This is a genomic window from Streptomyces halobius (genome assembly GCF_023277745.1).
Lineage (GTDB): Bacteria > Actinomycetota > Actinomycetes > Streptomycetales > Streptomycetaceae > Streptomyces > Streptomyces halobius.
Genome location: NZ_CP086322.1, coordinates 4162548 through 4185068 on the forward strand (window position 1 = coordinate 4162548; position 22521 = coordinate 4185068).

The 22521-nt window shown below is 67.2% G+C and carries 30 protein-coding genes; 5 read left to right on the forward strand and 25 right to left on the reverse strand.

The window, feature by feature from the left end; all coding sequences use genetic code 11:
• Window positions 1-47: 47 nt before the first annotated feature.
• Window positions 48-566, reverse strand: a complete 519-nt coding sequence (locus tag K9S39_RS18855; RefSeq protein WP_248864533.1) for a hypothetical protein — start codon at window positions 564-566, stop codon at window positions 48-50.
• Window positions 563-886, reverse strand: coding sequence for a hypothetical protein (locus K9S39_RS18860; protein ID WP_248864534.1), 324 nt, complete (start codon window positions 884-886; stop codon window positions 563-565). The genes K9S39_RS18855 and K9S39_RS18860 overlap by 4 nt, the downstream gene beginning before the upstream one ends.
• A 33-nt stretch (window positions 887-919) precedes the next feature.
• Here K9S39_RS18860 and K9S39_RS18865 point away from each other — a divergent pair, with 33 nt between their 5' ends.
• The gene (locus K9S39_RS18865; RefSeq protein WP_248864535.1) at window positions 920-1222 is read left to right on the forward strand and encodes a hypothetical protein; all 303 of its coding nucleotides are present in this window, start codon (window positions 920-922) and stop codon (window positions 1220-1222) included.
• Between the two features lie 82 nt (window positions 1223-1304).
• Here the strand turns inward: K9S39_RS18865 and K9S39_RS18870 are convergent, their stop codons facing one another.
• The 23 genes from K9S39_RS18870 to K9S39_RS18980 form a co-directional block, all read right to left on the reverse strand.
• Complete coding sequence (locus tag K9S39_RS18870) at window positions 1305-1658, reverse strand: hypothetical protein (protein WP_248864536.1); 354 nt, start codon at window positions 1656-1658, stop codon at window positions 1305-1307.
• The gene (locus tag K9S39_RS18875) at window positions 1655-2134 is read right to left on the reverse strand and encodes a hypothetical protein (protein ID WP_248864537.1); all 480 of its coding nucleotides are present in this window, start codon (window positions 2132-2134) and stop codon (window positions 1655-1657) included. Before K9S39_RS18875 ends, K9S39_RS18870 begins: the two co-directional genes overlap by 4 nt.
• A complete protein-coding gene (locus K9S39_RS18880) occupies window positions 2098-2406 on the reverse strand; it encodes a phiSA1p31-related protein (RefSeq protein ID WP_248864538.1) in 309 nt (102 codons plus the stop codon). Before K9S39_RS18880 ends, K9S39_RS18875 begins: the two co-directional genes overlap by 37 nt.
• Window positions 2403-2846: a hypothetical protein gene (locus K9S39_RS18885; RefSeq protein ID WP_248864539.1), complete on the reverse strand. Its 444-nt coding sequence runs from the start codon at window positions 2844-2846 to the stop codon at window positions 2403-2405. Before K9S39_RS18885 ends, K9S39_RS18880 begins: the two co-directional genes overlap by 4 nt.
• On the reverse strand, window positions 2843-3496 hold the full coding sequence (locus tag K9S39_RS18890) for a hypothetical protein (protein ID WP_248864540.1): 654 nt from the start codon (window positions 3494-3496) through the stop codon (window positions 2843-2845). Before K9S39_RS18890 ends, K9S39_RS18885 begins: the two co-directional genes overlap by 4 nt.
• A gap of 104 nt (window positions 3497-3600) precedes the next feature.
• Window positions 3601-5262 (reverse strand): ParB/RepB/Spo0J family partition protein, encoded by a 1662-nt coding sequence (locus K9S39_RS18895; RefSeq protein WP_248864541.1) that lies wholly within the window; start codon window positions 5260-5262, stop codon window positions 3601-3603.
• A gap of 171 nt (window positions 5263-5433) precedes the next feature.
• A complete protein-coding gene (locus K9S39_RS18900) occupies window positions 5434-6387 on the reverse strand; it encodes an N-6 DNA methylase (RefSeq protein WP_248864542.1) in 954 nt (317 codons plus the stop codon).
• A gap of 209 nt (window positions 6388-6596) precedes the next feature.
• Window positions 6597-7157: a hypothetical protein gene (locus K9S39_RS18905; RefSeq protein ID WP_248864543.1), complete on the reverse strand. Its 561-nt coding sequence runs from the start codon at window positions 7155-7157 to the stop codon at window positions 6597-6599.
• A gap of 1 nt (window position 7158) precedes the next feature.
• Window positions 7159-7452 (reverse strand): hypothetical protein, encoded by a 294-nt coding sequence (locus K9S39_RS18910; RefSeq protein ID WP_248864544.1) that lies wholly within the window; start codon window positions 7450-7452, stop codon window positions 7159-7161.
• A gap of 54 nt (window positions 7453-7506) precedes the next feature.
• Window positions 7507-7686 (reverse strand): hypothetical protein, encoded by a 180-nt coding sequence (locus K9S39_RS18915; protein WP_248864545.1) that lies wholly within the window; start codon window positions 7684-7686, stop codon window positions 7507-7509.
• Between the two features lie 73 nt (window positions 7687-7759).
• The gene (locus tag K9S39_RS18920; protein WP_248864546.1) at window positions 7760-8617 is read right to left on the reverse strand and encodes a hypothetical protein; all 858 of its coding nucleotides are present in this window, start codon (window positions 8615-8617) and stop codon (window positions 7760-7762) included.
• A gap of 124 nt (window positions 8618-8741) precedes the next feature.
• A complete protein-coding gene (locus K9S39_RS18925; RefSeq protein WP_248864547.1) occupies window positions 8742-9134 on the reverse strand; it encodes a hypothetical protein in 393 nt (130 codons plus the stop codon).
• Between the two features lie 81 nt (window positions 9135-9215).
• Window positions 9216-9524: a hypothetical protein gene (locus K9S39_RS18930; protein ID WP_248864548.1), complete on the reverse strand. Its 309-nt coding sequence runs from the start codon at window positions 9522-9524 to the stop codon at window positions 9216-9218.
• Between the two features lie 78 nt (window positions 9525-9602).
• Window positions 9603-9938, reverse strand: a complete 336-nt coding sequence (locus K9S39_RS18935) for a hypothetical protein (protein ID WP_248864549.1) — start codon at window positions 9936-9938, stop codon at window positions 9603-9605.
• 80 nt (window positions 9939-10018) lie between these two features.
• Window positions 10019-10327 (reverse strand): hypothetical protein, encoded by a 309-nt coding sequence (locus K9S39_RS18940; RefSeq protein WP_248864550.1) that lies wholly within the window; start codon window positions 10325-10327, stop codon window positions 10019-10021.
• A gap of 266 nt (window positions 10328-10593) precedes the next feature.
• A complete protein-coding gene (locus tag K9S39_RS18945; protein WP_248864551.1) occupies window positions 10594-11055 on the reverse strand; it encodes a hypothetical protein in 462 nt (153 codons plus the stop codon).
• Window positions 11056-11085: 30 nt separating this feature from the next.
• On the reverse strand, window positions 11086-11604 hold the full coding sequence (locus K9S39_RS18950; RefSeq protein ID WP_248864552.1) for a hypothetical protein: 519 nt from the start codon (window positions 11602-11604) through the stop codon (window positions 11086-11088).
• Window positions 11601-12017 (reverse strand): hypothetical protein, encoded by a 417-nt coding sequence (locus K9S39_RS18955; protein WP_248864553.1) that lies wholly within the window; start codon window positions 12015-12017, stop codon window positions 11601-11603. Before K9S39_RS18955 ends, K9S39_RS18950 begins: the two co-directional genes overlap by 4 nt.
• 219 nt (window positions 12018-12236) lie before the next feature.
• Window positions 12237-13091 carry a helix-turn-helix domain-containing protein gene (locus K9S39_RS18960; protein ID WP_248864554.1) on the reverse strand — a complete coding sequence of 285 codons (855 nt, stop codon included), beginning with the start codon at window positions 13089-13091 and terminating at the stop codon, window positions 12237-12239.
• Between the two features lie 90 nt (window positions 13092-13181).
• Entirely contained in the window at window positions 13182-14327 is a 1146-nt protein-coding gene (locus K9S39_RS18965) for a hypothetical protein (RefSeq protein WP_248864555.1), read from the reverse strand.
• Between the two features lie 70 nt (window positions 14328-14397).
• Window positions 14398-15495, reverse strand: a complete 1098-nt coding sequence (locus tag K9S39_RS18970) for an AAA family ATPase (protein ID WP_248864556.1) — start codon at window positions 15493-15495, stop codon at window positions 14398-14400.
• A 46-nt stretch (window positions 15496-15541) separates the two neighbouring features.
• A complete protein-coding gene (locus K9S39_RS18975) occupies window positions 15542-15883 on the reverse strand; it encodes a hypothetical protein (protein ID WP_248864557.1) in 342 nt (113 codons plus the stop codon).
• 120 nt (window positions 15884-16003) lie between these two features.
• On the reverse strand, window positions 16004-16579 hold the full coding sequence (locus K9S39_RS18980) for a hypothetical protein (protein WP_248864558.1): 576 nt from the start codon (window positions 16577-16579) through the stop codon (window positions 16004-16006).
• Between the two features lie 937 nt (window positions 16580-17516).
• On the opposite strand from K9S39_RS18980, the gene K9S39_RS18985 reads away from it, so the two are divergent.
• Genes K9S39_RS18985 through K9S39_RS19000 form a run of 4 tightly spaced genes read left to right on the forward strand, consistent with a single transcriptional unit; the run spans window position 17517 to window position 22382 of the window.
• Window positions 17517-18203, forward strand: coding sequence for a class I SAM-dependent methyltransferase (locus tag K9S39_RS18985; protein WP_248864559.1), 687 nt, complete (start codon window positions 17517-17519; stop codon window positions 18201-18203).
• Window positions 18200-20851, forward strand: coding sequence for an SUMF1/EgtB/PvdO family nonheme iron enzyme (locus K9S39_RS18990; protein WP_248864560.1), 2652 nt, complete (start codon window positions 18200-18202; stop codon window positions 20849-20851). Before K9S39_RS18985 ends, K9S39_RS18990 begins: the two co-directional genes overlap by 4 nt.
• Window positions 20848-21108, forward strand: a complete 261-nt coding sequence (locus K9S39_RS18995; RefSeq protein ID WP_248864561.1) for a hypothetical protein — start codon at window positions 20848-20850, stop codon at window positions 21106-21108. Before K9S39_RS18990 ends, K9S39_RS18995 begins: the two co-directional genes overlap by 4 nt.
• On the forward strand, window positions 21105-22382 hold the full coding sequence (locus K9S39_RS19000; RefSeq protein WP_248864562.1) for a hypothetical protein: 1278 nt from the start codon (window positions 21105-21107) through the stop codon (window positions 22380-22382). The genes K9S39_RS18995 and K9S39_RS19000 overlap by 4 nt, the downstream gene beginning before the upstream one ends.
• Window positions 22383-22521 lie beyond the last annotated feature (139 nt).

The window sequence follows — 22521 nt, forward strand, 5'->3', positions numbered from 1 at the left end:
CAGGCCCGGACGATAAGCGTCAGTGCGAGGCATCCTTGTTGTGGCTGTCACAGCCAGCGCCCTTCCTGGTCTCGGTAGTTGAGGCGCATGGCCTTCTGGTCGTGCTCCTCCCAGAGCGTCAGGCGCGGCAGGGCATTGATGTGTTCGGTGTGCACGGCCACGAGCCGGTCCCGGTTGTTGTCGTAGTGCCAGCGGTTCCATCGCATCCGGCCGGTGTTCTCCCAGTACAGGCCTGTGTGGACGAGGCAGACGTGGCGCAGGTCGGCGTCGTAGTCGTAGACCTCCCACGTGTCGGCTGGGCCGCCCAGGTCGCGAGGCCAGGATTGGGCGGTGCCGTACGGGCGGCCGAGTTCGCGGAGCGTCTTGAGTTCGATGACTGTCCGGGGATGTGCCGGTTGGAGGTGGCGGTGCTGCTGTCCGGAGATCAGTTCCCGCGCGGTGATGGCCTCGCCGCTGCGGGCGAAGGCCATGACGTCGTCGGCGACGTCGTTGTACACGTGGAAGTCCCAGCGTGCGCCTTCGAGGGGCAGGAACGTTTCGCCGACGTTGATGCCGTTGTAGCTCATCGGTCCGAGACCTCCGCAGGGGCGAGCGCGGTGAGGTTGCCGAGCCAGAGGTTGCGCAGGTCGTGGTCGAGTTGGTGGGTGTCTGTGATGGTGCGGAGATGGAGGGTGCGGTGGATGAGTTCGCGGAGGGTGCGTTCGTCGAGTTGGTCGGTGGCCCAGTGGAGGGTGAGGCCGCAGGTGGGGTGGTAGTGGGCTTTGGTGGTTCGCGGGTGGGTTGAGGTGGTGAGTGGTATGTCAGGTATTGGCCCGGAAGTGGCGATCTGTGGGCAGATGATTTTGAGCCAGTCCTTGGCGGTCTTGGCGTAGAAGTTGATGAGCATTCGACGCGCTATATCCAGTTTCGTGGCGGTGGTGTGTCGCAGGTGGAGCCAGTCGCCGGCTTCGGGGTGCTGATGGTGAGTGATCGGCTCTGTCTGTTCGATGTCCGGGACGATGCGGAGGCGGTGTGGCCGACCGAGGACGGCGAAGACTTCGCCGGTGTCGAGGAGCTTGATCGGGTTGTTTGGCGTGGTGGCGGCGATGCGGGCGAGCTGCTGGTAGATCCAGCGGCGGCGGGGTTGGGCGAGGTGCTGACGTCGAGCTCCAGGGTGGTGCGGTCGCTGGTTCGCACGCTGATCGTGATGTCGCTGACGGTGATGGTGCGTTCGGTCTTATAGGTCACTGCACTGGCGTCCTGTTCGTGGTGCTTATGACGGGTGCGGGCGGGGCTGGTGAGGCCCGCCCGCGGGGTGGTCAGTGCTAGCTGCACAGGTTGCAGACCCAGGTCTGCGGGGTGCCGTGGGTGACGAGGTCGAGGTCTTGGCTGACGGTGCGGTTGCAGAGCTGGCAGGTCAGTTCGAAGGTGCGCAGCATTCGCAGTGGCTGGAGGGGTTCGTCGGAGTGGATGGTGAACGGGGCTGGAATGCCGCGCGCGCTGATGATCAGGCGTGAGGTCAGGTCGGGGTGGGGCTTGATGCCCTGGGCGATCAGGTGGTTGTCAGGGGCTTCGGGGAGCGCGAAGGCGTCGCCGTCCTGGAGTGCGGAGGCGGGCACGGTGGGGGCGATGGGGGTGGTGACGATGAAGCCCTTGGGGGCGGGCGTGTTCTTGCTCATGTGGTGCTCTTCTCGGTGGCGCTGTACTTGTGGACTGCGGCGAGTTCGGTGGTCAGCTGAGTCCGGGCCGTGCGCAGCCGCTGTCGTGCGGTGCGCAGTCGTGCTTCCGCGCCGGCCAGGGTTTGCTTATGGCGGTCGACGAGTTCGGTGAGGCGGTTGACCTGCTGCGTGAAGTGCTGGACTTCGCCTGCGCGGAGCTCGACGGCTGGTCTGCGGGGCTTGTGGCTGCCTGGGTCCTTGCGAGTCTTGTTGAGCTGGATGCGGGCGAAGGTGAGGAGTTCTTCGCGGACGACGTACTTGACCCGCTTGCTCAGAGGGCCGGTCAGCAACGCGAGGCGTGGGAAGTTGGCGTGGCGCTTTGCCCAGTTGCTGACGGCGGAGCGGCTGACACCGACGAGTCGGGCGCCGTCAGCGAGGGTGATCAGCTCGTCCTCGCGCCCTATGTATTCGGGCCGGAGCCAGGTGACTGCTTCCATGCTGGTTGTCCTTGTTGGGTGGTGCGGGTGGGTGCGAGGTAGCGGTAGGCGTGGCCGTCGATGAGTTCGTTGATCTCGGCGCTGGCGGATATGTCGCCTGGGGTGTGGTCGGCGCGGGTGGCGACGGGGCGCTGGTGTTCGTTGCACCAGCGGGTCCAGTGCCAGCGGGAGCCGTCGGGTGCGATGTACGGGCGGGTGAGGTCGTACCTGACGCCGTTGAAGTCGTAGATGGTGGTGGGGAAACCTGCCTGCCAGGGGAGTCGGCTGGTCACGAGAGGGTGTGCTGCTGGGCGTAGAGCTCGGCTGCGTTGTCGTTGCCGGGTGTACCGAGGGCGATTGCCAGGGCAGTGAGAAGGCCAGTGACGATGGCTGACCGTTCGGACCGGTGCGCGGGTGTCATAGCGAGGTGCGCGGGAAGTGCGATGTCGGCGAGGAGCCCAGCGCGCAGGCGGTTGATTTCGTCGGCGATCTGGCGGCAGACCGGTTCGAGGTGACGCTGGTGGTGCCGTCGTGCGGCGGCTTCCTGGTGCTGGTCGCAGGCGCGCAGCCGCTGGCAGATGCCGCACAGGTGACCCGGGGCGGGCTCGGGGATTTCGCGCAGGGAGAGGCGTCCGCAGCGGGTGAGGACGAGCTGATCGGGGTCGGCCGGCCAGACGGCCACGGTCACGAGGTGCGGTTTTCCGGAGACGGAGGCGCCGTACAGCAGAGTCATCGGCTCGCCTCGTCGTTGATGAGGGCCAGGAGGAAGGCCAGGTCCGTCGGGGCGTGAACGAGGAGGTTCGCTGCGGCCTCTGCGGCTGCGAGGGCTTCGGCGGGCTGTTCGTCGTCGGGCGCGTGATTGCAGAGCACTTCTGCGACACGGGCGCCGCCCGGTTCGACGATCTCGAGAGAGGTGTGCACGGCTTCGGGATCGTCGGCGTCGAGGAGGGCGCCGTTGTCGGACCAGTCGGTGCGGCGGAGTTCGAGCGGGGGCAGGTTCGCGGCGCTGAGGCGCGCGGTGATCGCAGTGATGCGTTCGGCGCGGTCGTGGTCTGCCTGGGTCCAGCGGGTGTGCTGGTCGCGGGTGGCGAACCAGTGGTAGCCGCGCTGCCCGTGGATGGTCGTGGTGTCGAAGGCGGTGCCGAGTATCTGCCGCCACTTCGGTGAGGGGAGGCGGACGAGTTCGCCTTCGGCGTGCAGGCGGTCGATGAGCTGGACGCACGTGAGGCTTCCGTCGGGGAGGTCCTGGACGGTGCGGTAGGTGGTGCGGTCGTATCCGGCTGCCCAGAACACGGTCATGACGAGGTCGTACCTCTGGAGGGGGCGGCCTGCGGCTTCCAGGGCGTTGAGGATGACGTCGCGGTTGAGGGTGATGGGTGGCATGTCGGTATTCCGTTCGTGGTGATTGGGAGGCCCCCCTCCCTGACGTCTATATTCTACTCTTCACGGAGGGGGCGTCAAACCCGTTTATGCAGGTCAGCGTGGGGCTAGGCGGCGACTGGCTCGGCGTCCTGGGCCGCCCGCTTCTCTGCTTCAGCAGCGGCCAGCGCCTCCGCCCTCTTCTGCGCCTGCGCTTCGGCCGTCGCCAGAGTCTCGGCCTCGATCTCAGACGGTGCGTACCCCTCGGCCTTCAGGAAAGCGAGCCAAGCGGCCGTGTGGGAACCGATCTCTCCGCGCCAGACGCTGTCCCCCATCGACTGCTGCTCGTGCGCAGCGCAGACCAGCGCGAGCAGGATCTGCCAGCGGCGGGAAGCCGGGGTCTTCGCGATCACCTCGGCGAACGGATCGCTGACCCGGGTCCACTTGTTGCGGTCCTCGTTGGGGTCCGGCACCCGTAGGAAAGTCGCAGTCAGGGTGGTGTCGCCGGTGTCGACGAAGTGCTCGTACAGGTAGCTGGTGCCGGTGATCGTCGACATGATCAGCGTCCACGATGCGGGCGAGGCATCGCCCTTGCGGGTGCACAGCGTTGCCAGGAATTCATGACGCACCACCCGGGCTGCCCGCCATGCCTTGTTGTTGCGGATGACGGTGCGCCGCGCCTCCTTCTCCGCCTCCTTGTCTTTGTGCTCCCGGGCATCCTTGGGGGCATCGGGGCCGAGCTTGTGGCCGCACTTCATCCAGTCCTGGCACAGCCACACCGCGACCGGCTCGTCCCGGTCGAGGAAGGCGGCATGGCCGGGGCAGCTTCGGTGGTCCTCGGGTGTGACCAGGTTGCCGTCCGTCGTGGTGAGGTCGGTGAGCGGGCGGGCGGCGGCCTTCGCCCAGTTCCAGGACCTCTCGACGAGCGGAATGCCGGCCGTGGCCAGTTCCTCGGTGAGTTGCTCGCGCGCTGCCTGATCGGCCTTCTGGTCACGCAACTTCTGCATGGTGTGGGCCCAGTTGCCGCGCTGTCCCTCTCCTTCGTCCAGGTCGCGGTGCTTTGCGCTCCGCAGCCACCGCAGGGCGTGGTCGAGGTCCTCGACTTCGTGCAGGTCGGCGAGTTCAACAAAGTCGAAGTCGTACGAGAGTGCCTTGCTCAGGCTCTCGTCGCTGAGCTTGTCCGCCGTCTCGGCGGCCTTCACCTGCTCCGGCGTCAGCCCGAGGGATCGGGCGTGCTTGGCTTTGCGGGTCTTGCTGATCTTCATGAGCGACAACTGGCGTACGGCATCGATGTCGTCGCGTACAGAGGCGGCCTTGCGGTGCTTGTTCTCGATGAGGCTGATCGTCAGTGCATCGTCGTCGATGCCCTTGAGGTCGGTTCGGACGATCGCCGGAACCAGCCGGAAGGGGCGGCCCGCAGCTATCGCCTTCTCCGCGGCGAGGAGCGCAGCCTTGAAGCGGCGCTGCCCGAAGATGATGCCGAGCGTCTCGCCATCGGCCTGCGGCCGCAACAGGAGCGGAGTCTGTACGCCGATTCCGTCGACAGAGGCGATCAGATCCGCATCCGGCTCCGTGGTGTCCTCGGCCTCCTGGTCGTCGCACTCCTCTGCCTCGTCCTCGCCGGTGGACGGGCGCGGCTTGCGGTGGTTGTAGGGGTCGACCACCAGCGTGCGCGGATCAACCCACGCGAACGTGCCCGCGAATCCCTCGATGCCGATGGGCGCTTCAGGGGTTGCCTCAGCCTTGATGTCGGCAGCGGTCGGGGGTACTTCGGTCTCAATGACGGTCATCGTGCTCTTTCGTGGTGCGGGTGTGGGCGGGCAATTGCCGCCCCACGCCGATGTGCTGGAACCAGTTGAAAGGATTCCCCCTCCAACTCATATCAAAATTCTACTCTTTGCGATGGGGGCGTCAAACCCGTTTGTGCAGGTCAGGCTGGGGGTTTCTCTGGTTGATCCGGGTCAGGCGGCGACTGGGGCGGCCTGCTCCAGGAGCTGCTGCGCCTGGCGAACGGCGGCGATGATGCGCGCCTTGCCGAGCGTCTCGTCACGGTGCGCAAACACGGCGCGTGCGTGCTTCATCGCTTCCTCGACGGCGTTCGGGTTCGCGATCGAGTCGGCGCAGGCGACCGTCACGCGCGGTCCGAGAGACCAGATGATTGAATTCACCGCCGCGCAGGCTGCGGCTATCTCGTCGATGTCGACCATCGACCACTGGAAATCTGCCGGATCGAGCCCTCGCTCACGCAGGCGCTGCGCCGCCGAGCGCAGCAGACCACCACTGCCGGCGGCCGGGTCGTGGATGTGCTCGCCGCGCTGCGGCTCCTTCACCGCAAGCTGGATATCTATGACGCTCTCGGCCGCGAGGACGTTCGCCATGGCATCGGCTATGTCGGCCGGGGTGTGGTACTCGCCGAGGCCCTGCTGGGCGCCGCTGGAACGAACGAGCATCATGACCGGCGACAGCACGTCTGTCTGGCCGCGCAGATACGGTTCCGCATGCCCGGTGAGGTCGAACAGGCCCTGGTCCAGGGCAGCTTTGGTGACGGCACGCACGAGGTAGGCGCGGTGGTCGTCGATCTCCTCGTCGTTCAGCCACTCATGCAGAATGCGGGCGCGGTCGATCAGGTCGGGCCGGTGTATCCAGTGCGTCGACCAGATCTCCCGGAACATCGCGATCAACTGCGTGTCGTCCTGGGCGAGGATCTGCGCCTTCAGGTCCGGGCCCTTCTCGTCCTTCTGCCGGATCAGCGCGAGCGCGGCGACGAGGCCGATGGGCACCTCGATGCGCGTTCCGCCGTGCTGCCGGTGCCACACCCCCGCAACGGCCTCGCCGACCCGCATGGCGTGCCCGTGCGGATCACCCGACGGCTTCACCCGACGCGACCGGGCTGGAGACGCGGCCGCCGTGGCCATTGGGCGGGAAGGCGCGGACGGCTCCTTGGGCGCGGTGAAGGTGGCGGGGATGGGCTGCGGCTCTTCTTCCAGAGCGGCGAACAGGTCGAGTTGCGTCACGGGTTGATCGCTTTCGGTGAGGGGGTGTGGGTGTGCGAGGGCCCGCCCCCGCAGGCGGAGGCGGGCCGGGAGAGTGAAGGAGGTGGCCGTGCTGGCCAGGTGGGCGCGGGTCAGCCCTGGTCGATCCAGATGACGCCGTATGGCGTGTGCCAGGTGTGGGAGAGCCCAGCCTTGTGGATGTCGGCGCGGACGTTTTCCCAGACGATGCGGTCGAACGGGTCGCGGTACGGGGCCAGGTCCCAGCCCGCGTCCGTGCCGGCCGGGGAGGTCAGGATGTCGGCGAGCGAGTCACCGAAGCCGATGACCCTCTCGCGGTACTGCTCGTGCATCGCCCGAAGCTGCTGGCGCCACAGATCACCGCGCTGGCCGGGCTCGGCGGCGTGCCATCCGCGTGCGTTGATCGCATCGTGCTGCACGAGTGCCACCCAGGCGACGGCCCGCTCCCGAGAGCGCACCGCAGGCCTGAATGCCACCTCACCGATGACCATCTCGCGCCAGTGGGAAGGGTCGGTCATCACCGAGGCCCGATCGGCGTGCCGGGTCGCTGCGGCGGCCCGGGCGGCTACTTCGGTGCGTGCCTGCCAGTGGGGCACCAGGTAGACGTGCTGCCCGTCGTGGCGGTCGGGGTGCCACATCGTAATGCGCCACATGCCGCGCATCCAGCCCGCCATGTCAGGCTCCGCTGGGTGCGGACTTGTACTCGGCCGCGGCAGCGGCGCGTGCGGCCGTGGCGGGGCAGGGTTCGAGGAGTCGGCCGAGCCCGGCCAGTAGGAGTGCGAAGTCCTCCTGGTGATGGGCGTCGACGATGGCCTCGATGACGTGGGCGGCCTGGTCCGGGGTTGTGGGGTGGGGAGTGCGGCAGTTGCATGAGTCCGTCGCGTAAGCGGCCAGGGCCGCGAGCAACTGGGGGCGCTTGCTCAGCGGGGCGCAGCCGTCGTGCCGCTTGAGGGGCCGGGCCCTGCGCAAGTGGCTGTAGAACCGCTCTCCACTCCAGCCGCATACCAGGCACCGGACTTGCCACTACACGTCACTGCCGGGGTAGCCGCTGCGTGGAGCCCAGCCGAGCTCGTCTATGCGGGCCAGGGCGACAGCGGCGGAGACGAGATTACGGACGGTGGGGGTCAGGCCCTGGAGGTATTCGCTGTACTCCTCGGCTGAGGAATGGTCGGTGACGGTGGTGGTCTGGGTGTCGCTCGTCACGGTGGCGCTACGTCCTTGTGGTGGGTTTCGGGGTTCCTGGTTGCTGGCGCCAGGACTGGGGGCGGGCTGCTAGCTACTTGGTCGCGTAGGCACGTAGTACGGCGTAGGCGGTGGCGACACTGGTTTCCGGGATTGCGAGACCGAGCGGCGCATCAGGTTCAATGGCGCGTGCGTCGTGGCGGATCTTGAGGTCGTCGGTGGGTGTCCGGATGATCGTGAATCGAGGTCCGGACTGTGAGAAGGCGGCAGTCAGTCCCGGCATGGCGTCCAGCACGGTGTGCACTTCGGGGGCAAAGCCGAGGGCGGGATCTATGCCGGCGGGCAGCTGCGTAGGCAGTGCGGGGCGGGCGCAGAGGATGGCCTGGTCTGTGGTCAGCCGGTCGACGAGCAAGCCGACATGCACGCCGTCGTCATGCGAGAAGGTGATGACGACCGTGATGACGGGGTTGCCGCCGTCTTCGGCCCGCAGGTCGATCTCGGCGCGGTCTGGGCCGCCCTGGGCGGTGGCTGGGATCTTCGCGTCGCGCAGCGGCAGGCTGAGCAGCCGCAGAGCTGCGATGGCGTCCAGGCGTCCGTAGTGCGGCAGGACCTTGGTGTGGATGAGGTCCGCGAGGGCCGCACTGCCCTTGGAGGGGCCGTCCCGGCGCGTCATTGGCATGGTGTGGGAGATGGCTTCCGGAAGCCTTGCCGGGTCGCTACTGGTGCTGACGAATGCGCTGATGCGGAGAATGTCCGCCTGGGCGTCAAGGCTGACACGGAAACCGAGGGGGTGCGTCAGCATCGCGGTGGACAAGAGTCCCGTCACTTCCCACTCCGGCCCAAGGACGTCGGCAGTGTCGGAAGCGAGCGCGAGCAAGTGCGCGGGGACGTGACGGGTGGAGTACAGGCGCGCGCTGTCGTCATCCCGGGCACAGGTGCTGTCGCTGTTCATGGAGTCCTCCGGTGGAGTGCGGGGTGGGCGGGTTCTGGTTCACCCGCCCACCTTCTATCTAAATTTTACTCTCTATTGGGGCAGGGTCAACTCCGAACCCCCAGCTCACAGGGGGGTGTTGCGGCTACGAGTCACCGGCAGACGCGGGCGGCGCGGCCATCCCCTCGGCCGACTTGCGGTCGAACGCCTCGCCGTACGGGACGGTGTCGCCCCCGCTCGGCCCAGCGCCCCGGCCGGGGCGGACGATCCGGGCGGCCGCGGTGAGCGCGCATGCCTCAGCATGGCGGCCGAGGTGGATCAGGGCGCACACCTCGAACATCAGCACCCAGTGGCAGGTGGGCACGGTGTCCGCGAACTCCTCGTAGTTCAGGGCTCTTCTGGGCCCGGTGCGATATCGCCAGGCGCGCCGCACGATCTGTTCCATGGCTGTGGTGGCGCGGCCGATCTGATGGGCGTTGAGCCCGAGTCGGGTGATGATTTCCGCTGCGGTCAGTAGCGGAAGTCGTTTGTGCAGCACGAGAGTGCCTGTCCTTTCACTTCCAAAAGATGCAGGGACTGCGGGCCGGGCCCGCCCGCTCGGCGGGCCCGGCCGACGGCGTCAGCAGGACGCGAAGCCGAAGAACAGCCAGCCGTCCTCGCCGGAGTCCGTCGTGAGCGGCAGAGCCCCGGCCGGCCCCCACTTGTCGTCGATACGCGGGTCTCCGGCACAGATCAGCTCCTCGGCACGAGCCATGGCTGCCGCTTCGCTGCGCCGGGGCTCGTCGAGGAGCGTGACTTCGTCCTTCTCGGCGACGGCGCCGGTGTAGCCGCCGTGCCCGCGCTCCCAGGCCGCCTCATCGCGGGCGGTACTGAACGCGGTGTCGAGGTCCGTGCCGGTGGCCGTAGTGAAGAATTCAATGGCGCCCATCAGGTGGGTCCTTCCGTGAGATTGCGGTGTCGGCATGGCGCGGTCCGCCCCGATCGGAGCGGACCGAAGATGTGCGCCTCAGCGGATGTGCACCCGCGGGCGGCTCGTGCGCATGACGCGCGGAGTCCGGCACGAGCGGCGCGAGGTGTGGCGGCCGATGAACTGTGCGGCCGTCACGGTGCGGACGGCGTCCTCGACCAGAGCCTGGCGGGTGCGGTTGTCGACCATCTGGCCCCACATCTCCATCGCTTCGCTGTCGTCGGCGTTCAGGCCCCACTGCCGCGCGTAGTCCTGCCAGGCGTCGACCAGCGTGACGGCGGCCAGGTTCATGGCCGCCTCGGCCAGATGTTCGCTGATGCTGTAGCAGGTGGCGATGGTGAGCACGGCGAGCGGGTCGTGAAGCGGAGCGTTCAACGGAGTGGTCCTTCCGGGATTCCCAAGAGGTGCTGCGTCGCGGCTGCGCCCACCTGAAGTGGGCGCAGTCAAAGGGCCTTTCAGCAGGAAGCCAGCCCGAAGAACAGCCATCCCGACTCACCCGTGCCTGTCTCTATAGGCAGTGCCCCGGCAGGTCCCGACCGGGGAAAGAACCGCGGGTCCCTGGCCTCAATCAGCTCCTCGGCTCGCTGGATAGCCTGCGGCAGTGGGCGCTTGGGCTCGTCCAGGAGCGTGACCTGGTCCTTCTCGTAGACCGTCCCGGAGTGGTCGCGGTGACCGTGCTCCCAGGCAGCCTTTGAACGTGCGTTAAAGAAGGCTCTGTTGACGTTGCGGCCGGTAGCGGGTGTGTAGAAGGACATGGCGCCCATGGGTGCTCCTGCGTTGAATGGTTCAGGTAAGGGATCTGGTTGAACCCTCTGCGTATATCTAAATTCTACTCTACTTGGAGGGGGTGTCAAACTCGTTCATGCAGGTCACAGGCTTGTAGGCGGATCTGACGTTTGGCCGTGAACGAGGCACACACCGTCCTGCGCGAGCTGGTCGATCAGCGCATCGGCCAGGTGGACGCATCTGAGCGGATCCATGTCCGGCAACTGGTCCCGAAGTGCAGCTATCAGCGTGATCCGCGGCTCGATCAGGACGTCGCCCCGACCAGAGCACTGGCCCGGTGGGCGCGCTTGCGGATGCTCGCTGCGCCAGCGCGGCGCGCACCCGCTCGCTGCGCCGTCACCCGGCACTCCCCGCACAGCGCCTCACCGAGTCGCCGGTGCCCCGCCACCCCACTGCTCGTGCCGCACGTCCCGGCCTGGGTGGGGAGCTTGGGCAGCTCAGGCGCGTTCTCGGCTGTCGCAACTGCCTTGCCGTTGACCCATATCCGGGCCGCACACACCCCGTCGAAGTGGCCGGCTTCCGGCCGCACGCGGTCGTAACACTGGACCACGAACGGACACAGGGCCGCGCAGTCCTCCATCAACGGGGCGCAGGCCTGGAGCAATTGCTTCGGGGCGCGCACGAGCGAGTCGTGAGGAATGTATCCGTCCAGGTCTGCGCAGGGTGCGAGCGAGGTCCAGGCGGCCGAGGTGGTGGAGTTGATCACGGGGTGGTGCTTCCTTGCGGTGGAGGGAGTTCAGAACAGGGGCGGATGCGCGACGGCGGCGGGCAGGATCGCGTCCAGAGCGGCGGCGGCCTGGAGCTGGAGCGTCATGCTGTGGCGCGACCAGGGGCGGTAGAACTGCGCGTCCCACACCCCGAGGTCCGCGTACGGCCCCGGGCACGGCACGTACGACGCCTGATGCCTCCGGTCGCGTTCGACCGCCTCGCGAAGCGCGCCGTAGCGCACCGCGGTCACGCGCCTGCCGGCGAGCTCATGAACCTCGCGCCAGGCGACGTCATCGGCACGCAGCCCTCGGGAGGCTTCGACCTCGTAACGGAATCCCCCCGGCGCCGGCGTCCACACCGTCATTGCCCCCGAGTCGGGCTCCCCGTCCAGGCGACGCACGGTGAAACGGCCCTCGCGCTCCTTGAACTGCTGCTCGCCCCACTCGGCACGGGCCAGGCCATCAGGCAGATCGATGAACTCCAGCAGCTGGGCCGGAGTGAAGAAGTCACGGACCGCCATCTGCAGGTCGTCGTCCGAGAGCTTCACGCTCCTGCCTCCCCGACGGTGGTGTGCGAGCAGGTGGCCAAGTGCCGGCTGATCGCCTCGGAGATCGCGTCAAGACGCAGATCGCCGGGCGGATAGCAGCACAGGTCGTCAGGGGTCGTGTCCCGCACGATGCAGCGCCACAGCGGGCTGTTGGAGTCCTCCGGGACATGCGTGACGTGCCAGCCCATGAGCATGTGGCGCCGCAGGGGCAGGGCGTCCTGGCAGGCCACCACCACGAGCGTGCCATCCGGGGCGTACGCGCAGACGGCAAGACCCCCACGGGTCTCGATGTACGGGTGCAGCTCGAGCGATTCGAGGGCGGAGTGCACGTCGCCGTAGATGGCGAGCGCATCCAGCTCCTCGGGCCCGTACGCGGCGCGGATGGCGGCGACTTTCGAGGCGGCGGTCAGCATCAGAATCCGATCTGTATTTGCATCGCGACCTATTTTGGGTCGCGTCGATTTGTCGCGGTTGATTGATGGGGAGTGCTCGGGCCAGCCCCGCTGCGGCAAAGTCGCTGTTAGGTGCTCAGCGTTGCAGGCTTCGCGAACCCTTGCTTGTATCTTAATTCTACTCTGTGGGGTGGGGGTGGCTAGTGAGGAAACCTTGAGCGTCTTCATATCAGATGCGACCTATCTCGCGTTGTCGGCCAACTGCGCGCTGCCGCCATCGGCACCCTTCACACGCGCCTCACGCATCTCCTCGATGCTCCGGCGAGCCACCGCCGACAGCCCTTGCCCGCCCGGATCGCGCCGTACCGACTTCAGCACCCGCTCGTTCGCCTCCCGCTCGGCAGTCTTGAACCGCTCCTTCTCTGCCCGTTGCTCTGCCTCGCGTTGCTGCCTCGGGCTCGTCCCGCAACGGCGGCAGGAGCGACCGGGGCGATCCCGGTGCGTCGGACACGACTGCGCTGTCCCTTCCGTGGTTGGAGTCGGGGCGGCGTCGAGCTCTCCTGCAGCGTCAGCTGCGGGGGTAGGGGGGTTCTTCTCCTGTGGGTATTGGTTCTGGTTACTAACTAGAAAGCCTGAAGAACCGGCGGCGGGTTCACCGACGCCTGGTGAACCGACGCCTGAAAACCCGTCTTCGGTCCCCCCGTCTCCCTCGCCATCACGATCCGCAGCCGCTTCCGTCTCACTCTTCAGCCTGCGCCCGACCCGTCTGCCCACCTGCCTGGTGTACTCCTCGGCCGCCCACTCCTGGGCGGTGTCGTACACCTCCGTGATCCGCGTCAGCGTCCCGTCCGCAAGCCGCTCCGTGACCACCCGGTAGTAGCCGCAGTTGCGGAGCTCCCGCAGCGCGCCCTGCACCGCATCGCGGCCTTCCTTGCCGGCCTTCGCAATCGACTCCGCACGCACCTTCCAGTCGTCCGGCTTGGCTATCAGGAAGGCGAGAATCCCGCGCGCCCGGAACGAGAGCCGGGAGTCTTCGAGGGCGGCCGTCGGCAGCACGGTGTAGCCGGTGCTGAGGTGGCGGCGCAGGATCGTCACGGAACAAGCCTCCAGGGCAGTACAAGGAGCAGAGAGAGGGGAGATGGACGGCGACCCCGCAGCGGGCGCGCGAGGCCGCCAGAAGGGCTGTCAGGTGATCTTGCGGGCCCGAGTGATCTTGATGGTGCGGGCGGTCTTCTGACCGGCGGCCTTGCGCCTCGGCACGACCATCCCGGCTCGGCGCAGAATCTGGATCATGGCCTTCTCGTCCGGGACCATCGGTACGACCAGGTCGGCGTTCTCGAACTCCTCGACCATGGCCGCGACGTCGGTCTCTTCCTTGTCGTTCTCGCCGCCCCAGCCCAGGTGGTTGTCGCCGTAAGTGCCCTCGGGGGAGTCGTCGAGCATCGCGCGGACCGTCTCTTTGACCCGCTTGCTCTCCCGATACCGCTCATGAGCACGGACATAGTCGGCCAGTGCCTTGGCCCGGTCCTCGTCGTCGTGGATGAGGATCGTCTGCGCAGGCTTGCCCGGCGCGATACCGGGCCAGCAAGCGTCCACGAAAGGGCAGTTGTCGCAGATCACCGACAGGCCCGGACCGTCGTGATCCCGACGGAGTTCCTCCGGGGCATCGGCCTCCATGACGCGGTCCACCCACCACCGGGCCTCGACAGCCAGCCACTCGTCGAACGGGAACTCCTGGATGTGTTCCTCGCCCGTGTCGCGGCACACGAACCTGAACCGGATGCGCTTGACGTCGAGCGGGCCGAGCCGGTGCAGGTACCGCTGACCAGGGATGTCCGCGAACCCGACTGTCCGCAGCAGTTCCGCGTACAGCAGGACCTGCCGCATCTCCGCTGCCGTCGGCCCGTACCGCACGACGCGGTCCCAGACGCGGCTGGACTTCGTCTTCACATCCTCAACCGTCACGGCCTCGGCAGGTTCAACAGGCCGGTGCCGCTTGGGCAACCGGGCCGCGGTCGCAGCGTCGAGCTGGACGACGTCGATGTGCCCGCGCAGCACGTCGTCCGCGACGGTGCGCTCGACGAGCCACCCGTACTCGCGGCGAGCGTCTTCGAGGAGCCCTTTGTGGATGTACGTGCCGAGGATCGCGGCGCGCTTGTCCCCGGCGTTGGTGCGTTCGGCGCCGGCCAGGATGTACCCGGAGCGGCGCGAGCAGATCGTGTCCGACGCGCCCAACTGCGTCTGGACGGAGCGGGGCCGTCGGGCGTCGGCGGCGTGGGCGGCATCCCAGATCGACACCGGGGCCGGAAGGGCAAGGGTTGGTGCGGTCACACTGATCTCCAAGAGGGCATGGCGGGGCCCGGCCCGCGAGCAACGGGCCCCGACAACACAGGGGGAAGGGCTAGGCGGCGGCGAACTCGTCGGCCGGCGCATCCTCCGCCGGGTCTTCGGTCTCGGCGTCCTGCTGCGCGGCTGCTGCCCGCAACCTGGCGGCATCGCTGGTCGGATCGGACATGTCCTGGGGCTTCTTCAGCTCCGCGGCCTTGCGCTCGATGTCCGCCCGCACCACACGGATCTCCTCGCGGGTCAGCTCCTCGTCCGCCTCGACCTCGCGCCACAGCTTCTTGAGACCGTCCACACCGCCCTTTGCAGCTTCCTTCACCTTGGGCATCCACGCCTGCGCCAGGTCGCCGGTCAGCTCCGGGGTGGCCTGTGGCTGGGTGTGGATCGCGCAGCCCATCAGCCCGAACACCAGCTTCTCGACGGAGAAGTCCGGCATGGTCCTCGGCTCCCCGTCACGAGGAACCTGGAACTTGAGCGAGCGCGCCCCGATGATCTGCGGCTGCTCCTCGCGGCGCAGGCGCACCCATACGGTGGCGTCGTAGGCGAGGGACTTGTGCCCCTCCACCCGCCAGTCCTTCGACTTCGGGATCGGGTCACCGTTCCCGTCGACAGCGGCAACCTCCTTGCCTCGCGCCAGGAGCAGCACGATGCCGGGCATGGTGCGCACCAGGTACATGACCTTCGCCCACCGCTCGTACGCGTCGTTCCACAAGTTCATCGAGGGCTTGACCTCGGCGTCGGGATCCTGACGCAGCTTCCGCTGTCCCTGGTTCGAGCGGCGGGCCCGGTCGTTGGTCCAGTTCACGAGCATCCGCCACAGCAGCGACACCGAGTCGATGACCAGGACGACCGGCGGCTCCTTCGCCGCGGCCGCTCGCTTGGCTTCGGCATGCACGGCCTCGATCTGGCCGAGGATGTCGCGGTAGGCGCCGCTGTGGTCGATCAGCAGGTAGTCCGCGCCGGGGACCTGTACGTACTCATTGGCGGTGTCCTCGCCCAGCTCCAGCCAGTACGCCTGGCCGGTCTTGTTGGAACCGGTGAACTGGGCGGCGATCCAGCTCTTGCCCGACTTCTCCTCGCCCTCGATGAGGATCTTCGGCCACGGGACGACGCCGGTGGGCTTGCGGGTGCGGAGCTTCGGTATGGGATGGGTCATGCAAATCTCCAAGAGGCACAGAGGCGCGTTTCTATCGCGACCTATGTCAGGCGGTGCGGAGCTCCCTGGTCTCGAACAGGGAGGTCCACTCTGGGTGCCGGTCGAGCATCGAGCGCACATATCGCGAGCGGAAGTCGTTGTTGAGCTTGAACGGCTCACCCTGCGTCGCGCGCCCGTACTGCCAGCGCAGGACCTCGAACAGCATCCCGATGCCGATGCGACGCAGGCCGCGCTCGGCGCAGTCGGCGGCCAGGGCCTCCAGCTGCTCCAGGATCCAGGGATTGAGTTGATGGAACGATTCGAATCGCTCCTGGATGCTCACTCCCGCACCGATCGGGTCCGGATGCCGCAAGGGCGCAATGGGCAGCTCCAACTGCACAGGAAGCATGATCCTCCCCCTCCGTCTAAGTATCGCGACCTATATTGCGGCATGACGAGAGGTTGATCCAACAGACCCCTCTCCCGTGTATCTATATTCTACTCTACTTGGGGTGGGGGGCAACTCCGCTTATGCGCCCTCGGAAGCTGACTGCGCCTTGTTCCCCCGCTGGGAGAGGAACGAACCCGGGCCCTCGTAACGGCCTTCACGCAACGCGGCGGCCACCTCGTCCCGCAACACCCAAAGCCCCTTCCGGGACTTCTGCATCGTCACCTCGGCCGAGTCCAGAACCGTATCCAGCAGCCACAGGTTCGACCCCGACAGTATGTAGTCAGCCTCAGGCAGCTGCCCCGCACCCCCGCGCGCTGCTTGTCCGACCGCGACCTGAGTCACACCGAACAGCTCGGCATACTCCTGGGCACCGACGAGCGGCGGAAGCTCGCCCTTCTTCATCGGCCGGACGCCGGCCCCTTGCTCCGCCTCGAGCGCGGCCAGCTCCCGCTCGTCCAACTGCCGGCCACGGCTCCCCGGCGGAAGCGCCAGCGCAACCACAAGCCCGCCCGGCCAGTACGGCTTACCGGAGACGATCACCGCGTCCTCGTACGAGAGGATGCCCTTGTACACCCAGTTGTTGCTGATCGCCGAGGCTCCGATGTTGTAGACCCGGCCGATCTCCATGCGCCCGCACAGCAGCGGCTTCGCCACCACAGCCTCCTTTCCACTAGGACGTACCTGGAAGAGCAGAATAGTTGCAGCCGTCGCGGATCCGAGTGCCGAGGCCCCTGAGCTGGGCACTGTTAGGCTGAAGCCGCACTTTCCAAGAGGTGTAGCAAGGCCTCCGCAGCCCAGTCAGCCGGTGCTCGGGGGCCTTCACCATGCCCCGTGCCCCCACAGGCTCAGAAGGTCAATACGCCCAAACCCTGTCCGCGGGAGCCAGGCGGCATCGAAGGCAACGGGCGTGGGAAGAGCACCTTGTGCACAAGCTCTCTGCCACCATCCGCCCGTACCGCGAGACCGACAGCCCCGCCGTGCTGGCGCTGATCGATGCGGATCGCCTGCCAGGCCAGCCGAGATGTACGCCGCGCATGCTCGAGCAAGCCCTGGACGGTCGCTCGCCGATCGACTCCCGCTGGTGGGAGGAACTCCAGCCTCCACGCACCGGCGTCCTCCTCGATGACGCAGGCCTCGTCACCGGCGCGGTCTCGTACGCGACCCGTCCGCGTGATGAGGCCGGGCTACTGCTGTGGATGCACTGCCGTGCAATAGAACCCGGCACACACCGTGGCGCCCACACCCGAAGGTGCGGGGGCCACGCTCCTCTGTCGGTTCTGGCGCTGACCATCAAGGCGCCCCACACGCACAGACGGCCTGACCCTGGCGGGAAGTGGGCTGCAACCTGTACCGAGGCCCAACGGCGCGGCGTACCGTTCTGACCGGCAGCCGCTCCGGGGGCCACTGCTCTGGCTGAAACTGTGGCTGTTCGGTTCCATGAAGTTACGGAAGGAGTAGCCTGACGGCGGCCAGCAGAGCCGTATACCCGGGCGGGGGGACTGTGGAGCGGCGGGGTGTTCAGGGACATTACGAGCGGCTTGCTGCCGAGTATGACGAGCATTGGGTATATGGGCCGCACCACATCACCTGGATGTCTGCACACATAGCCGAGAGCCTGCATCTGTCTTCCGCTGACCGAATCGCCGACATCGGCTGCGGCACAGGAATGTTCGCACGCGAGGTGGCGCGGATCATCAACCCGCAGCACGCCATCCTCTGCGTGGACCCGTCGCTGGCGATGCTGCACCAGATCGGTACGCCACCACCCGCAGACCTGACGCCGATCGTAGCCTCGGCAGAAGACATCGCTACAGGACACGTCCAGTCACCGTACGAGCAACTGGACGCCATCTGGTTGAAGGAATCGGTGCATCACATCGCCGATCCCGCCGCCACCCTGTATGGCCTGGCGGCTCGGCTTGCTCCCGGCGGTCGTTTACTCGTGGTCATGCTGCCGACCAGCATCGAGTACCCGTTGTTCCAGGCGGCGCTTGACCGCTTCACGGAACTCCAGCCCGACCCCGAGCGCATTGTCGGCCACCTACGGGCGGCCGGGTTGCAACCCCAACTTCGTTATGTGCAGCATGAGTTGCATCTCGATCGTGAGAAGTACATCGGGATGGTGCGGGCCCGCTACATGTCCGTGCTCTCCACGTTCAGTGACAGCGAGATCGAGAAGGGAATCGATGAGATGAGAGCCGCCCATCCGGAGTCGGTGCTCACCTTTCCCGACCGCTTCGCCTTCGTACTGGGCGTGAAACCGGGTGGTGGGCGATGAGCATGGCGGTGGACGAACGACTACAACGGCTCCGCAGCGAGCTCGATGACCACTCCCGTGTCGCCGACCGCCTCGGTCTCGATCTCGAACGTCCCTTACGCAGCCTCAATGACGGCTATCCGGAGAACGCAATTTCTCTGGTCGGCAAGCTGGCGGAGAAGCTCCTCAAGGAGCTGTGGCGGCACCACGGCATCGAGGGCGACCCATCGGGCCGAGCCCTCAATGACCTGGTCAAGCGGTGCCAGCCGCATATCCGCAGCAGTACCGTCCTAAATGCGCTGGATGACATCCGTCGTCTGCGCAACCGGTCCACGCACGACGGCTACGACATCTCCGATGAGGACGGGCTGCTCGCGATACGCCGACTCGTCGACGTCCTGGTCTGGTTCACGAGTACCAGCAGCTCTGCCTTGCTGGGCGGAGAGCCGCGCATGGATCCCGAGGTCGCCCGGCGCTGCGAGTTCCTCGCCGGGCTGTACATCACCCTCGGCTACCGTCAGGCCAAGCGATTCGTCCTTACCTCCGACACGGTCTACCAGCTCTTCTGCCGTGAATCGGGCATGCGCCTGGAGTACGTCGAGCTGATGGTCTCGCAGGACGTGGACGATCTTCGCGCCGTCCTCACCTCCAACGGCGGTGAACTGCTGCGCACCCGTCTCCCTAAACTCACCCGCTTCGTCATCCTCAACGAGGCCGGTGCAGACGGGGAATTGCCCGGCCCTGTCCGTGAACTGCTCGGTCGCGACTACCGGCTGGTGCGCTACGACACTTTCATCGACAGGCACGTCGACCTTGCCGCCCACCTGGCCGAAGTGACCTCCGCGGAGTGTGCCGAACCACGTAGAGCCGTCACCGCCACTGTGCTGTCCACCGATACCCGCACGGGAGAGCCCCTCATCCAGACAGCCGAGGACGCAGCCACCCTCCTCGGCCGCCTTGCCCGTGACCAAGCCAACGTACTGATCACCGGTCGTCCCGGCAGCGGCAAAAGCACGCTGCTCCGAACACTTGCCGCGGGCCCCGACGCACAGCAGTTTCGCTTCTACTTTGACCTCAGTCTCAAGCCGAGGGGCGAGACCTTCCCCGAATACGCCGCACGCCTGCTGTCCCCGTGCATGACGGCGGACCGCTCCCGTGCGTACGACCTGTTCCTCTACCTGATCCGGTCCGGTTCTGCGTTATGTGTCCTGGACGCGGTCGACGAGGGTGTGGACGAGGCCAGCCCCGCCGGCTTCCTGCGACTCTTCGCGGATCTGGCCCCGGTGCTCTCCGCTGAGTCCACCGTGGTCATGAGCTCGCGGGTGTCGTTCCTCGCCGACTCCCCCCAGGTCCGCCAGCTGCTGGAAAGCGGAGCTGCCCGGTCCGAGCAGCTGGTTGAGCAGATGTACGCGAACGGAGTCGACCCGGCCCGAGTACCGCACTTCCACCTCGTACGGCTCGCGGACCCCGATGCCACGTTGCTGGAGATGCGACTGACCGCCTCCCTCCAACTTGCCTCTCCGCAGCCTCTCGATGCGTTGCTCGGCGCTCACATCACGAAGACCCTCGCCGACCAGGGTCAGGCCGATACCGAAGAGCGGCTGCCCGCAGTCTTCGGCAGGGCATTCCTCACCGATCAGACGGTCTTCTCCCTTCTCGATCTGCACCGCGACCTTGGCCCTGACGCCTTCACCGACGGCCGTCTCGAACTCGGCAGCTGCGTGCTCGCTCCCCTGTTGCGGCCCGCCGGTCCGGACCAGGTCGCCTTCGTCCACACCGCCTACCAGGAGCTGCTGGCTGCCCGATTCCTTGCCACCCCCAGCGGTCGCGAAGAGGCCGCAGACCTGCCTGGCGGTGCCTTCATCACCGAGCAGGTAAGAGCCTTCCTCGCCCGCATACCGGCAGTTGTCCCTTCCGACGGCTGCGTACTTCCCGCTGGGGTCCACCTCGTCGGGCCGGCGGAACGGCTTTTGTTACGCCGCGTACGACACGCGGTCCGATTCGACCGCCACGCCGTCACGGTCGGCCGCTACCGCCGCTTCCTCGACGCCTTACGGCGCGATGGCACCTCGCCCTGGGACCACCCCGACCAGCCAGACCATGTCACCCACACCCCCTGGGCCGACCGGCTCCGCGAAGCGGACTACTACCGCAATCCCCGCTACGACGACTACCCAGCCATCTGCGTCAGCTGGTGGAGCGCCTTCGCGTTCGCAGCCTTCGAGGGCAAGCGCCTGCCCACCGCGCTGGAATGGGAAGCCGCCGCTCGCGGAACGGACGGCCGCCTCTTTCCCTGGGGCGACGAGTCGGATGGCGCGCCGGTCAACTGCGCCGATACCTGGGTCGGTCATCCCGTGGTGACCTTCCACGCCTGGCAGCAGGAGTTCGCCCAAGAGGCACTTCGCCGAGCCTGGGTCACCCCGGTCGGCGAGAGGGCCGCGAACCGCTCCCCGTACGGCATCACCGACATGGCGGGGAACGTCTGGGAGTGGACCTCCACCAGCCTGGATGACGCCGGCGAAGCGGTCATCTGCGGTGGCAGCTACGACAATCCACTGCGCGCCGTGCAAGCGAGCAGCAAGGGCATCTACCGCAAACGTGGCTGCAGTAACGCGGTCGGTTTCCGTTGCGTACAGGACATCACCGACCCAGAGGCAGCCATCTCATGAGCGAGGCGCGACACGGCATCATCGTCGACCGTCGGCCCACCGGCGGAGGACAGACCGGAACGGTCGGCGCCTTCATCGTCCAAGACGAGGCGGACGGTGGCTACTACACCTTCGACTACGCGCAGATCGTCACCGAAGGCTTCCGCACCATCCGCACGGGCGAACGCGTACGGTTCCATCCGGCCGCAGACCGCCCCGGTGGCGCGGAGTTCGTGGTCAGGCTCGACCAGCCCGACCCTGCTGAGTACTACCGGTGACCCTGGATCTGGAGACTGTCGCGGGGGCACGACAGATCCTCATGGTCGTGCTCCCGGTACGGCTGCTGCGCACTCCGGACTGGCCGGAGGGGCCCTTCCCGTTCGAGCTCGGCAGCAGACGGACGGATGCCGCCACCCGCGCAACCTACTTCGCGCCCGCCTCCGCCAGAGTGCTGTACGGGTCGCCCGGACGCCCCTGCCGCTGGTATCGGGCGATGTCACTCGTCCACGACGGACTGCATCTGCAGGGCATGGAGCTGTTGCGTACTGCCACGGGACGGAGCCACGGACACGCTCTGGCGGTACTGCACTTCACCGTGGACAGACCACTGCTTCCGGTACTGCGAGCGATAGGCCACCGGCCCGATGCCGGCCCCGACCCACTCACCGGCCCGTTCGCGCCGCAGCAGCTCTTCGGACAAGTGGCCGAAGTCCGCGATGGCACCGACGCGTTGGCGATTGCCCGCCCTTACACCATCGCCCTCCTCACTCCCGAAGCCCGCCACACGCCCGCGCTTCGGCCTGAGCCCACGGCAGCACTCCCGGCTACCGCCGACCACTGGCTGTGGCAGCTGGCATCCCGTTCCACGCCACGCGACTTTCCGCTCGCTCCGGAAACCGCCGCGGACGAATTCGATCAGGCTGTGCGCATCTCCGCCGACTGGAGCGCGCTGGTGCTGCGGCACAGCGCCGCCTTCCTCGGCCATCGCGCCGACGCCGGCGAGGGCGACTTCTACGAGTTCGGGGCCTTGCATGCCCGTACGGTCTACCTCGACGCACTGCTGCTCGGCACGCTCCAGCGTGACCACATCGACCGACTCACCGACGAACTCTCCGGGGTATTCGACGGCCCGCATCTTTCCGCCCAAGTCGGTTCGTTGGAAAGGAACATCGCGCTCTTCCGCAGTACGTACTGGCGCCAGCACCTGACCGCCCACGGCCCGGCCAACGTGCTACTGCTTGCCTTCCAGGCTCAGTACCGATTGCCCGAGCGTTTCGCGGAGATACTCGCCGAGGCCGCGGACTACAGCCGACTGGTCCAGAACCAGGAGAGTCAGCAGATCAGCGGTGCTCTCGGGGTTCTCACCATCCTCGGCCTCCCCCTCGGCACGGCTCTCAGCGTCCTCCAGGTCCTCGGCGACGAGTCCGCCGCCCACCTGCTTGTCGCCCTCGGCCTGTCGATCGCCGCTACCGCCGCTGCCCTCACCACCCGGTACGGACGCCTCGTCATCTCCTCCCTCCGGGGTGGTGCCGGCCCTGAACCGCCTGCCTAAGAGCACACCCGCACTTGGCGAGCAGCCGCGAGGGGCACCCTTCGTCACGCTGGCGGATCGAGCACGACTACCGCGAGCTGAAGACCGCGTTGGGCCTGGACCACTTCGAGGGCCGCTCGTTCATCGGCTGGCACCAGCA

What these genes read in the sequence shown, in the direction of transcription:
- K9S39_RS18855 (WP_248864533.1), bottom strand. Translation starts at nt 566, where the DNA reads ATGAGCTACAACGGCATCAACGTCGGCGAAACGTTCCTGCCCCTCGAA.
- K9S39_RS18860 (WP_248864534.1), bottom strand. Translation starts at nt 886, where the DNA reads ATGCTCATCAACTTCTACGCCAAGACCGCCAAGGACTGGCTCAAAATC.
- K9S39_RS18870 (WP_248864536.1), bottom strand. Translation starts at nt 1,658, where the DNA reads ATGAGCAAGAACACGCCCGCCCCCAAGGGCTTCATCGTCACCACCCCC.
- K9S39_RS18875 (WP_248864537.1), bottom strand. Translation starts at nt 2,134, where the DNA reads ATGGAAGCAGTCACCTGGCTCCGGCCCGAATACATAGGGCGCGAGGAC.
- K9S39_RS18885 (WP_248864539.1), bottom strand. Translation starts at nt 2,846, where the DNA reads ATGACTCTGCTGTACGGCGCCTCCGTCTCCGGAAAACCGCACCTCGTG.
- K9S39_RS18890 (WP_248864540.1), bottom strand. Translation starts at nt 3,496, where the DNA reads ATGCCACCCATCACCCTCAACCGCGACGTCATCCTCAACGCCCTGGAA.
- K9S39_RS18895 (WP_248864541.1), bottom strand. Translation starts at nt 5,262, where the DNA reads ATGACCGTCATTGAGACCGAAGTACCCCCGACCGCTGCCGACATCAAG.
- K9S39_RS18900 (WP_248864542.1), bottom strand. Translation starts at nt 6,387, where the DNA reads ATGGCCACGGCGGCCGCGTCTCCAGCCCGGTCGCGTCGGGTGAAGCCG.
- K9S39_RS18905 (WP_248864543.1), bottom strand. Translation starts at nt 7,157, where the DNA reads ATGGCGGGCTGGATGCGCGGCATGTGGCGCATTACGATGTGGCACCCC.
- K9S39_RS18920 (WP_248864546.1), bottom strand. Translation starts at nt 8,617, where the DNA reads ATGAACAGCGACAGCACCTGTGCCCGGGATGACGACAGCGCGCGCCTG.
- K9S39_RS18930 (WP_248864548.1), bottom strand. Translation starts at nt 9,524, where the DNA reads ATGGGCGCCATTGAATTCTTCACTACGGCCACCGGCACGGACCTCGAC.
- K9S39_RS18940 (WP_248864550.1), bottom strand. Translation starts at nt 10,327, where the DNA reads ATGGGCGCCATGTCCTTCTACACACCCGCTACCGGCCGCAACGTCAAC.
- K9S39_RS18955 (WP_248864553.1), bottom strand. Translation starts at nt 12,017, where the DNA reads ATGCTGACCGCCGCCTCGAAAGTCGCCGCCATCCGCGCCGCGTACGGG.
- K9S39_RS18970 (WP_248864556.1), bottom strand. Translation starts at nt 15,495, where the DNA reads ATGACCCATCCCATACCGAAGCTCCGCACCCGCAAGCCCACCGGCGTC.
- K9S39_RS18975 (WP_248864557.1), bottom strand. Translation starts at nt 15,883, where the DNA reads ATGCTTCCTGTGCAGTTGGAGCTGCCCATTGCGCCCTTGCGGCATCCG.
- K9S39_RS18985 (WP_248864559.1), top strand. Translation starts at nt 17,517, where the DNA reads ATGTCTGCACACATAGCCGAGAGCCTGCATCTGTCTTCCGCTGACCGA.
- K9S39_RS18990 (WP_248864560.1), top strand. Translation starts at nt 18,200, where the DNA reads ATGAGCATGGCGGTGGACGAACGACTACAACGGCTCCGCAGCGAGCTC.
- K9S39_RS18995 (WP_248864561.1), top strand. Translation starts at nt 20,848, where the DNA reads ATGAGCGAGGCGCGACACGGCATCATCGTCGACCGTCGGCCCACCGGC.